Origin of the sequence: Actinomadura sp. K4S16, assembly GCF_008327685.1 — a bacterium.
Classification (GTDB): Bacteria; Actinomycetota; Actinomycetes; order Streptosporangiales; family Streptosporangiaceae; genus Spirillospora.
This window is the reverse complement of the sequence record NZ_BDDE01000021.1, coordinates 178,416-190,592: the sequence shown is the minus strand read 5'-3', so window position 1 is coordinate 190,592 and position 12,177 is coordinate 178,416. Positions and strand designations below refer to the sequence as shown.

At 74.1% G+C, this 12,177-nt stretch carries 2 protein-coding genes; both read right to left on the bottom strand.

The features are described 5' to 3' along the window. Positions 1-7: 7 nt before the first annotated feature. A complete protein-coding gene (locus tag K4S16_RS33615) occupies positions 8-862 on the bottom strand; it encodes a hypothetical protein (protein ID WP_149263089.1) in 855 nt (284 codons plus the stop codon). Positions 863-896: 34 nt separating this feature from the next. Further along, the gene (locus tag K4S16_RS44620; protein ID WP_160161118.1) at positions 897-12,176 is read right to left on the bottom strand and encodes an ADP-ribosyltransferase; all 11,280 of its coding nucleotides are present in this window, start codon (positions 12,174-12,176) and stop codon (positions 897-899) included. Between the last annotated feature and the right edge of the window lies 1 nt (position 12,177).

The following is a 12,177-nucleotide window of genomic DNA, read 5'->3' as shown; positions in this document are numbered from 1 at the left end:
GCCCCCCTCACTGGCGCGCGAGTTCGCGCAGCGCGTCGAGGCCCGGCAGCTCCTGCTCGGGCACGTCCCGGCCGACGGCGCCCGACAGCCTGTCCTCGGGAGCGAGCGCACACCGCCGCAGCGCCTCCAGGGAGGAGGCGCCGTCCTGGTAGGCGTCGCTCAGCCGCATCCTCCACAGCCCGGCCGCGACCTCGCCCGCCGTTCCCGCCCGCTCCCGGCCCAGGTAGCCGGCGGCCCGGCCGTCCGCCGAAGCCCACACGTAGCCCACGACCGTCCCCTGGAGCACGACGGGCAGGTACCGGACGGGCCCGGCCGCCTGGTCGGGGTAGGTCGGCGGCAGGGCGCTGAACAACGGCCCGAACCCCTGCGACCGGTCGGCGGGCGTGCCGTCCTCGAACCTGCCGTCCTGGACCGACGGACCCTCCGGCACCGGGTAGCCGGGCGCGACGACCTGGTGCAGGGCCCGCAGGTCGGGAGCCTGCTGCTCCGCCTCGCCTGCCGGGATGCCGCCGCCCACCGGGTCCTCCGGGGCGCCCTTCCAGCGCCGGACGGCCTCGGCGGCGGGCACGTCCGCCGCGTACGCCTCGGCGAGCCGGTCCTCCCAGAAGTCGGCGGCGAACATCTCCTGCTCCGACACGTCGGGGACGAGCAGGAACCCGGCCGCCTGGTGCCGGACCGACCCCCACAGGCAGCCGATCAGCCTGCCGCGCAGCCGCACCCAGTAATAGATCAGCGGTTCCCGCGTCCAGTGCGCGTACGAAGAGGCCGACGCCGGCAGCAGGCCGGTGTCGGGGAAGGGCGGCGGTGACCCGGGCGGCGGCGGGGGAGCGCCTGGGTCCCACGGGGGAGGCAGGTCACTCATCTCAGCGCGCACCTTTCACGTCGACGTCCGTCCATCATGACCCTGACCTGGGCGTAGGCGGTCCCGGAGGGATGACCACGGCCTCTATATCGTAGGTGGGCCTGCGCTGCACGGTTCCGTCGCGGAGCGTGACCGTCTCATAGCCGGTGTGCACGACACTGGTGATCTGGTAGCGGGTGCCCCGCGGCAGGATCAGCTCGCGCTGGTCGGGGAAGGCGCTGCTGGAGCCCATCCACAGACCGCGGCTCCCGGGCGGCAGCACCAGGTGGACGCGGTTGCCGAACGACTGCCCGTCCACCTCGGCGGGATTGCGTCCGAGCGAGGTGGACATGGGGGCGCCGTCGGTCTGCACCGTGCCGACCAGGTTGGCGACCGGGTCCCGCCCGGAGAGCGGCAGGCCGTCCCGTCCCAGCAGGAAGTTCAGGTCGGCCAGCCCGCGCACGGCCTGGACGGGCTCGGGCAGCGGCTGGTTCAGCGCCTGGTCGATCTCGGCGATGCGCCGCCAGAACGCCTGCTCCGTCGGCTCCTCGCCGAGGTACTGGCGCAGCCAGTGGCGCTCCTGGTGGTCGGCCCGCAGCTGTTCGAGGCGCGCCGTCACCGACGTCAGCGGCGGCGCGAGGAGCCGGTCGACGAGCTGCCGCTGGTGCGGGTCGAGGTCCGTGCGGCTCCGCAGCCGGACGATCTCCTCCAGCCGGGTCGGCATCCGCCCGCCGTTCAGGTGGTGCAGCTGGTTCGCCGACCACTCCGACCACGCGAGGCGGTTCAGGTGGGCGCCGACGTCCGGTCCGCCCGGACGCAGGAACCGGTTCGGCATGGACTGCCGCGTGTACCACCACGCTGCGCGCCGCAGATGGTCGGGCAGGTTGCGGAACACGTGCCCGAGCCGGTTCTCGCCGTACCGCTCGCCCTGCCGGTCGGTGTCGAACCGGTGGACGCCGTCGGGATCGGTCCGGCCCTCCGGCCGCAGCCAGTCGCGCAGCCCGCGCGCCTCGGCGTCCTGCGGCTCGCCGCCGTGCTCGCGGTGGCCGGCGTCGCCGGGATGGCCGGGCGGGTGGCCGCCGTCCCCGGCGAGGACGGTGCCGTCGGGGCGGTGCACGTCCCAGCCGCCGTCCGGCGGCCAGGTGGGACGCTGCTGCCCGTCCGGTCCGGGGCGTCCGGACGAGGCGAAGACGTTGCCGTCCGAGTCCGACCAGGCGAGCCCGCGCGGGGCCACCACCGGGACGCCGAGCTGTTGCGCGAGCCGGGCGGCGAAGTCGCCCTCGCCCGTCCGGCAGGACAGCAGCATGACCTGGCGGCCGTTCCAGTTCGGGTCGGTGCGGATCAGCGCGGCCATGTCGTCGACGCTCAGCCGCCGCCCGTTGACCAGCACCCCGTCCCGGTCGCCGTGGCCGTCGACGACGAACGTGTCCGGGTCGGGCTCGACGCGCCGCGCGAGGTCGCGCATGGCGGGCTCGTCCGGGCCGAAGAACGACCGTCCGGCCGGGGTGCTCTCGCTGTCCCGGTAGAGGTCGTGCAGGTGCTCGGGGAGGTCGGCGGGCACCGGGTCGTCGGCGGTGTCCGCCGTGTCGTCGTCTTTGCCGGAGGTGCCCTCGTCGGCGGTGTCCCTGTCGGCGGGGTCGTTGCCGTTGCCGTCGTGCGGGGGATCCACCGAGTGCGGCGGCCGGACGCCGTCCGTGCCGCTCTCGGGGGTCGTTCCGCGCGAGGGCCCGGGGGCCTCGGGCGCGGGCTCGGAGTACCAGCCGTACTTCGCGGCGACCTCGGGCCTCGGCACGGTCTCGGGACGGGCGGCCCGGCCGTCTCCTGAAGGCGCGTCGTGCGGAGGCGGCTCGGAGGAAGCCGCGTCGTGCGGGGCCGCGGTCCGGGAATGCGGTGGCGGGCCGTGGAGCGCCTCGTCCACAGCCTCCTGGAAGCGGCCGATCACCCGCTGCTTGATCGCCTCGTCGAGCGCGAGTTCCTCCGGGGTGACGGTGCGGTTCTGGGCCTCCGCGACGTTCGGCAGGTCCCGGCGCACCTCGTACAGGGAGTGCTCGTACGAGGCGACGTCGTCGATCGACCGCAGGTGCAGCCGCAGCTCACCGATGTGCCCGTTCGGCATGCGGATCGTCAGTTGGACGTCGCGGTAGCCGCTCGGCACCGGGCTCTGCATCCGGTCCTTGACGGACACGATCTCCACGCCGTGCTTTCCGGCGATCCGTTCGATGTCGCCGAGCGCCCGGTAGAGCCCGTCCACGGAACGGAACTGGATGCGGGCACCGAGCAGGTCGTTCAGCCGGCTCGCGTCCCCGACGTAGTCGCCCATGATCTTGTCGAGAGCTCGGGTCCGGTCCTTGTCGCCGGGGCGCAGCTTCGGGTCGGCGCCCATCTCCGCGAGTTCCGGGTCGTGGACGAGCGCGTGCAGCAGGGCTTCTGACTCGTGCTTGGCGTGGTAGAGGCCGTCCAGGTAGGCGTTGATGTACGGGTCGTCGCGCCCGGCCTCGGGGTCGACCCTCGACGGGTCGAAACCTGGCTGGTCCGGCGCAACATGCGGAACGGCGTCCTCGCCCGGTCGCCGCCCTTGCACCACGGAGTCGGCCAGCCGCCGGCTGACCTGCTCCTGCTCGGGCGTGAGAGGCGTCGGCTGCGCCTTCACCCTCTCCCCGCCGAGGATGGCGTCCGCGCCGCGCTGGTTGACGTCGTGCACGGCCCCTTCGAGGATCCGCACGGCCTCGGGGTGGCTCAGCACGCTGTTCAGCGTCTTCGGGCGTTCGAGAAGCGACTCGCGGAGGGACGTCTCCAAGTCGTTCAGGCCGTGTCCCGCGACGATGCGGGCCAGCTCGGGGTGGTTCGGAAGCGCGTCCTGCAACTGCGTGCGCAACTGCTCGCCCAGTGGCTCCCCGGTCCGGTCCAGCATCTCCCGGACGCGCGGATCGTCGTGGACCTGGCGCATCACCTCGTCGGACGCCCGGTGCTCCGGCGCGGGTCCGTCCGAGTCGCCGTGTCCGCGCTCCGGCCCGTCCTGCGGCGTCGGCTCCGCGGAACGGGCCGCCGGGTCGATGGGCGGGGGCGTGTCGCCGTGCGTTGCAGTGCCGTTCTGCGGCGGTGGTTCTGCGGAGCGCGAGGCCGGCTGCGAGGGCTCCGGCGACCTGGCCTCCGGTTCCGCCCAGCCGAACGGACGCGCCGGGCCCTTCGGAGTGCCGTCCGAGTTGTGGGGGATCGTGGGCGGCGTGCCGAACTGGTTCGGTGGAAGGTTGTAGAACGTCCGGTAATGGACCGTCGTAACCGGAGGGATCTCGTTGAAATCGGTCTGCGACCACCGCGCGTGAATCACCTGCGGGGTGTATGCGAGGTCGCCATCGGTGCTGCGGTTGGGCTCGGCGAAGAACTCGAACCGGTCGACCGTGATGTTGTTGCCGGTGTCCCGGGCGAGTTGCGCCAGGTGTTCCTCCAGCCCGTACCAGCTCTCCGGACGGGTGACCTGGTAGGCGTTCTTGCCCTGGTTCTCCACCTCCCACTGCGGGAAGTAGTTGATGCGCTCCCTCGGACCCTGCCCTTGGTGGCCGAAGATGTGGCCGCCGTTGAACCGGGTACCGGGGTACTCGTCGTTCCCCATGTGCCCGACATGCCTCTGTGCCCCGTAGCGGACGCCGCCGCCCGCGTCGTAGTCGGGGCGGCCGGAGGCCATGTCGGTCTGGCCGTTGTCGTCGGTGTGGAACAGGAACGTGCCTGGCGGTACCTGGTGGTCCGGATCGAGCGTTTCCGGTTCCGCGGGGTCGGGGACCCCTTGGTCGGGCTCGTGCTGGGCACCGAGGTCACCGCGGCGGACGGCGTCTATCGGGTCGAAATCCGCCGGGTCCAGGACCGAGAAACGGGTGCGCGGCTCGACCATGTAGTTGACGTTGGGAAGCGGGACCCCGTCGTCCTGATGCGAGAGCAGGCCGAGTTCGCCGTTGTAGTGGGCGACGCCGTTCTGGTCGCCGTACCACGTCCGGACGTGGGTGATGTTGCCGTCGCCGTCCGTCCAGAAGATGCCGTGCAGGCGGTTCTGGTTGTCGTAGACCGCGATCCTGGAGTTCTCGGCCAGCGGCTGCCGCGCGCTGTAGGGCCCGCTCGACGGGTCGTGCCCGGTCTCGGTGACCTCGTTGAGCGGTTCGCCGTCGGCCGTGTGGGTCGGCGGGTCGAAGGGGGCGGCGGCTGGTGACACGTTGTCGTCGGTGCCGACGAAGACGTGCGGATCGCCTTGCCCGAAGTCGATCTGGTGGACGACGCCGGGCCTCGGCCGCGTCAGGTCGATGTTCTCGTTAGGGTTCCGCAGCGCGCCCGGTTCGCCCTCCGCCTGCGGGTTCGTGATGTGGGTGACCCGGCCGTCGGCGTTCGTGTAGACGATGGAACGGACGATCTGCCGCCCGTTCTCGTCCAGGACGGGATGGCCGTCCTTGTCCACCGCCAGAATGCGGTGGCGGCCTTCCCGCTTCGGATAGTCGACGTCCGCGGCGTGCTGCTTCGGGTTCAGGGAGTGGTTCTGGGTGTCGGCCCTGTTCACCTGCGGCGGGTTCCACGGATCCTGCGTGGGTGAGCCGCGGGTGGCGTCGCCCGCGCCTGGGCGGACCGCCGCGGATTCCGCGTCGGACACCGGGTGGCCCGGGGCGTATCCGTCGCGCCCGGCGGGGGCGGTCCCGCCGTCCGGGCGGTGGGTCTGCCAGCCGCCGTTCGGCGGGAGGTCGGGCCGGGTCCGCCCGTCCTCGCCGGGGCGTCCGGACGAGGCGTAGACGTTGCCGTCGGCGTCCGACCAGGCGAGCCCGTGCGGGGCGGTGACCGGAACGCCGAGCCGCTGCGCGAGCTGGGTGGCGAACTGGCCGTCGCCCGTCTCGCACGACAGCAGCATGACCTCGCGGCCGTCCCAGTTCGGGTCGTTGCGGATCAGGTCGGCGACGTCGTCGACGCTGAGCCGCCGGCCTCCGACACGCATCCCGTCCGCGTCGCCGTGCCCGTCGACGATGAACCGGTTCGGGTCGGCGGGCACCCGGCTCGCGAGGTCCCGCATGGGTGCCTCGTCGGGCCCGTAGAAGGCACGCCCGCCGGGCGTCTCCTGGCTGCCCCGGAAGACGTCGTGCAGGTGGTCGGGAAGACCGTCGGGCGGCGTCTCGCCGGGGTCCGCGTCGTGGTCGGGAGTCCCGTCCTCGTCGCGGGGCTGCCCACCGTCCTCCGACCGCGCCGCCGGATCGTGCGCTCCCGCACCACCGTCCTCCCCACGCGCAGCGGCTCCCTCGCCTCCCCGCGCGGCGGGTCCTTCGCCTCCGCGCGCGGCGGGTCCTTCGCCTCCGCGCGCGGCGGGTCCTTCGCCTCCGCGCGCGGCGGGTCCTTCGCCTCCCCGTGCGGCGGGGTTGGTCTCGGCGCGTGCCGCAGGGCCGTCGGTGTCGGGGCGCGGTGCCGCGCCGGGGTTGGCGGGATCGGACGGGTTGGCACCGCGTGGCGCCGGTTCGTTCCCGCCGGACGTCCCGGATGACGGGGTGGTGCCCGGGTCGGCGGGCGGCGTGGAGCGGAAGCGCGGCGGCGGCCCTGGGTGGGACGAGCCAGGGCCGGACGACCCGGTGTTCGGCGGCGTCCCAGGGTGCGGCGAAGGCCCAGGGGTGGGCGACGGGCCGGGGTTCGGTGGCGCGCCCGCCCAGGCCGGGCTGGTGCTGTGCGGGGCGGCGACGTTGCCGGCGCTGAGCGGGTCGGGGGCGGGGGCTCCCGGCGGGATCACCGTGGCGCGGATCTCGACGATGGGGTTCCCGTCGGCGTCCCGGGCGTTGGTGTCCACATGGGTGATCTGGTACTGGGTGCCGCGCGGAAGGATGAGCTCGCGCTGGTCCGAGAAGGCGCTGTTGCGCCCCATCCAGACGCCGTGCGAGCCCTCCGGCAGGTCCATGTGGATCCGGTAGCTGAACGGGCTGTTGTCGACGACGGCGGGATCGTGTCCGAGCGACGTCGACATGTACGCGGGCTCGTGCTGGATCGTGCCGACGAGCAGGTGCGCGTCGCGCGGGCCGAGCGCCGTGCCGTCCGGGAGGCGCATGAAGCTCACGTCGTGCAGGCCGCGCTCGGTCTGCACGGGCTCCGGGAGAGGCTGGTTCAGCGCCTGGTCGAGCTCGCCGATGCGCTGGTTGAAGGCGTCCAGGGTGGGCGTCTCACCGAAGTACTGGTTCAGGAACGACCAGTAGCCCGCGTCCTTGCCGATCTGGCCCAGGCGGGCCTCCGGGTCGTCGGACAGCAGCACGTCGTCGATCAGGGCGCGCTGCTCCGGGGTGAGGTTCGGGTGCGACGACCAGCGCTCGAGGTCTCCCACCGACGGGAGGGTCCTGCCGTCGTTCATCCCGGCCAGCGCCCAGGCCCTGTTGAACTCGCCCTGCCAGTGGTTCAGCGCGCCTTGCAGGTCGGCGCCCGGCCGCAGGAACGCGTTCGGCATCGACTGGACGGTGTACTGGTACAGCGCGTTCTGCAGGTGCGGCGGCAGGCTCCGGAACTGGTCCCCGAGACGGTTGTCGCCGTACCACTGGCCTTCGTCGTTGCTGGGGAAGCGGCGCACCGGGTCGGGCGCGACCTCGCTGCCGTCCCGGTCGTGGATTGCCCAGCCCGACGACTCCGGGCGGCCGTGCGCGTTGAGGTCGACCGCCCCCGTCGGGGCCGTGACGCGGACCCCGAGGTGCTGCGCGAGGTCGGCGGCGAAGCGCCCGTCCCCGCTGTTGTTGGACAGCAGGAGCAGGTCGCGCCCGTTCCAGTTCGGGTCGCTGCGGACCAGCGACGCGAGGTCCGCCGCGTTCATCGGCCGGTCCCCGACGATCACGCCGTCGCGGTTGCCGTGCGCGTCGAGGACGAACCGGCCCGCAGGGTCGGGCGGCACCATTCCCGCCGCCCCCCGCATGTGCGGCTCGTCGGGTCCGTAGAGGGCCCGTCCCGCCGGGGTCTCGGCGCTGTTCCGCCAGGCGTCGTGCAGATGGTCCGGCAGGCCGCTCGGCGCGTCGTGGCGCGGCCGCGGCCCGTCGGCGGGATCGTGCGGCTGCCCGTCCCGCGCCCGCGGCTGCCCTTCATCGGCCCGCGGTTGACCTTCGCTGTCGCTGCGCGGTCGGCCGTCGTCCGTGCGGGGCCGGCCGTCCTCGGTGCGGGGTCGCCCTTCGTCGTCGGCGCGCGGTCGGCCGTCGTCGGTGCGGGGGCGGGTTTCGCCCTCTGCGGGCGTGCGTCCGTCCTCGCCGGGCGGGTTCTCGTCGGTGCGGCCCGGTCCCTCGTCGTTCCGCGTCTGGCCGCCGTTGTCCGCACCCGGCCGGCCTTCGTCCGGGCGGGGCTGAGCCTGGCTGTCCGGGCGCGGTTGTCCGTCCTCACCGAGAGGCTGGTTCTGGTCGGTGGGCGTTCGGCCTTCGTCGGGACGGGGCTGGGTCTCGTCCGAGCCCGGCTGGCTCTCCTTGGGGTGAGGCTGCCCCTCGTTCGTTGACGTGTTGCCGTCCGGCGCGCCGCCGCCGTCCGGGTTCTGGGACGTGGTGGAGCCGCCGCCGTTCGTCGTGCCGTTCGGCGCCTGGGTGCCGTTGGCCCCGAGGTGCTGGTCCATGACCTGGCCGATGGCCTGGGCGAGCGCACGGGGGTTCTCGGCGAGGCGGTACTCGGTGAACGCCTCCGCCATCATCTCGTGGGGATCGCCGGACCCGTAGCCGGACAGGGCGTTCTCGACGCGCTGCTGCGTGGCCGCGTCGTGCGGCTGCGTCGCGTCGTAAGGGACGCCGAGCGCGTTGGAGACGGCCCGGTTCAGGTCCGAGAGCATCCCCGGGTCGTTGAGCAGTTGCTCCGCGAGGTGGTGCCCGAACTCGTGGGTGAAGACGCCCTCCGTCGAGCCGCCGCCGGGCACGGTGAACCCGGTCGCCTCCTCGTCGGCGCCGTCCTCGGCGCGCGCGGCGTTGTCCCCGAACGCGTCCTCGTTGAGGTAGATGCCGGGGCTGTTGGACTCGGGGGTCGCGTAGGCGAGGACGTCGTCGTTGCCCGGCCCGAGCGACTGGTTGAAGTCCTCCGAACCGATGTGGGTCAGGCCCTGCATCGTGCTCGGGTAGTCCGCCGCGAGCTGCTGGATGGCGTTGTTGACCTCGTGCACCGCGGCCGGGTCGATCGGGCTGGACGTGAAGTCCACGGTGGGCGCGTCGTCGCCGAACTGGGAGAGGATGTCCCGCGTCTGCTGCTCGGCGTCCGCGAGGTCCTGCGACTTGTCGGACGAGCCGTCCTCGTTGGACGAGCCGTCGCCGGAAGTGCCGTCGTCCGGCGTGCTGCCGTCGCCGGCCTCCTTCTTGTGCGGCGCTTCCTCGTCCGGCTGGGAGGTCTCGTCGTGCGGCGGTGTCTGCTCGTTGCGGACGACGCCCTGGTCGTCCACGTTCTCGATCGGCGCCGGCTTCGGCTGCGAGCCCGGGTCCGAGGGGTCGTAGGACTCCTGCTTGGGACGCGGAGACTCCAGCGGCGGACCGCCGTCCCCGCCCGGACGCTCGGACGGCCGCGGCGACGACGGAGACGAGGACGCGGGCGTCCGCCCCGTCCCACCGCCGCCCGAAGGCGGGCGCACGCCGCCCGGGGATGCCGTTCCGGCCGGTCCGCCCATCGTGCCCATCGGCATGATCGGCATGGCCACGAAGCCGGGCCCCCCGTTGGAACCGTCCTCAGGCCGCGCCATGGCGTCCTGCGGATCGGTGGACCCCTCGGAGGCGCGCGGGTCCGCGTCGGACGCGGTGTTCGTGCCCTCGCCACCGGGCGCCGGAGCATCGCCGGGCGGTGTCGCGCCATCGCCGGGCGTCGCACCGCCGCTAGGCGTGGTGCCGTCATGGGGAACGGTGCCGTCGCCAGGTGTGGTGCCCCTCGCCGGGTCGCCGGACGCGGGGTCGCTGCTTGCGGGAGTGCGAGTCTCGCCGCCGGGCGTGCTCGCGTTCCCTTCGCTGCGGGTCGGCGACGGGGACCCGGTAGGCGTCGGCGCGCCTCCGGCCGTCGGCTCGGGAGAAGCGGAGCTTCCGGAAGGCGGCGTAGACGTGCCATCGCCAGGAGTGGACGAGCCGGGAGGCGGCGTGGACGTCCCATCACCCGGGCTGGACGCCCCCGGCTGCGGGGAGGACGTGCCGTCCCCAGGCGTGGAAGTGCCGTCTCCGGGGGTGGAGGAGCCGTCGTGGGGTGCCGACGTCCCGTCTCCGGGCGTGGCCGTGCCGTCGTGGGGTGCGGACGTGCCGTCTCCGGGCGTGGTCGAACCGTCGTGCGGGGTGGTCGAGCCGTCGCCGGGCGTAGAGGTGCCGTCTCCGGGGGTGGCGGAGCCGTCGTGCGGGGTCGTTGAGCCGTCACCGGGGGTGGCCGTGCCGTCGTGGGGTGCGGACGTGCCGTCGCCGGGGGTGGTCGAGCCGTCGTGCGGGGTGGTCGAGCCGTCTCCGGTGGGCGACGAGGCGGGCTGGGATGGTGCCGTGTTTTCGCTGGGGCTGGACGAACCCGAGTGCGGAGTCGGCTCCCCGCCACCTGGCGTCGGCGAGCCCGTGTCCGGGGACGAAGCGCCGTCCGAGGTGCCGCCGTGCGGGGTGGTCGAGGTGTCGCCCGGAGAGGACGAGCCGCCGCCTTGCGTGGAAGTGCCGCCGCTCGGGGTCGTGGAGCCGCCGCGGGTGCCGGAGCCCCCGCCGGGCGCGCCGCCCGAACCCGTGCCGCCGCCACTGCTCGCGGACGAGCCGCCGCCACTCGGCGAGGAGGACGAAGAGCCGCCTGCCGAGGAGGAACCGCCGCCGGTCGAGCCTCCGCCGGTTGCGCCCCCGCCACCGGGGGCCGCGCCACCCGGGGCTGCGCCGCCGCCCATGGGAGCACTGCCGCCCACGGGGGCCATACCGCCGGGAGCCGCGCCGCCGCCTGCGGGACCGCCGCCGACCGCGCCCCCGCCGACAGGACCGCCGCCGGACGGGGACGAGCCGCCGAATCCGGACGGGTTGCCGCCGAGGCCGCCGCCCGAGCCGCCGCCGGGCCCGCCGCCCGAGGACGCCCCGCCGCCGTCGCCGCCGGCGGAGGCCAGGGAAGCCCCGCCGCCGCCTCCGCCGCCGGTGTCGCCGAGAAGCGTGGCGATGCGGTTGCCTCCGCCCCCGCCGCCGCCATCGCCGCCGTAGTGGGAGCCGCCGCCCCCGCCACCGCCGGAGTGCGACCCGCCGCCGCCTCCGCCCCCGCCGGAGTGGGATCCACCACCGCCTCCGCCGCCGGTGTTGGAGCCGCCGCCCCCGCCACCGGAGTTGGAGTGGGAACCGCCTGAGTTGGAGTGGGAACCGCCTCCGCCGCCGTTGCCGCCTCCGCCGCCGTCACCGCCGCCGGTGGACGGCGAGGGGGTGTGGGAGGGCGTGGGGGCCGGGTCGTTCGTCGGGGTCGGCGGCGTGCTCGGGTTCGGCGGGTTGGCGCCGGGAACGTGTGAGTTGTACTCGTTGAGCCCGTCCTTGCCGCCGCCGACGGCGCCGCCGAACGCGCCGGACGTGGCGCCCTTGGCGATGGAGTCCCAGGTCAGCGGGTCGCCGTGCACGGCGGCGGTGGCGACCGTGCCGGCCACGCCGCTGACGGCCTCGGACACGCCGTCGCGCACCATGCCCTTGGCCATGCCGCCGAGCGCGGTGTCGGCGGGGCCGTTCAGGCCGGGGACCTTGCCCATGCCGTGGCCGATGCCGCCGGAGATGGCGCCGCCGATCGCGCCGTCGAGGGTGGCGGAGCCGGTCTTCTTCCAGTCGACGCCGTCGCGGTTGCCCTGCGCGATCTGGACGCCCTGGACGAGCAGGTCCAGCCCGCCCCCCTGGAGCGCGCCGACCACGGCGCCCTTGAGGACGGCGCCGAGGAACCGCTGGCTCAGCCACTCCAGCAGCCGCTGGAAGATGGTCCTGGACGCGACCTGGGCCCCGGCCTCCACGGCGGGGATGGCCGCGGTGGACGCGCCGAACGTCGCGAACGCCGCCGCGATCAGATAGGCGATCTCGATCGCCGTGATGATCAGCAGCGCGATGAACATGTACTTCGCGTACTCGATGTCGAGCGCGCCGCCGTCCAGCGTCTCGCCGAGCTGCCCGCACGACTCGACGAGCTTCGTCAGGATCTGCGGATCGGTGGAGACCCACTGGTCCCACTTCTTGCCGAACTCCTCGGCCGCGCCGCTGTCGAGCGCGGCGCGCACGTCGCCCGCCGTCTGGTTGAGGTCCTCGATCAGCTCGTTGATCTCGGTGCCGGCGGTGCGCCACGCCTCGGCGGCGCGGCGCATGGCCGTCTCGTCGCCCTCAGGCCAGTCGGAACCGATGATCCAGGACAGCCACTGGACCGGTTCTGGGATTTCAAGACCCACG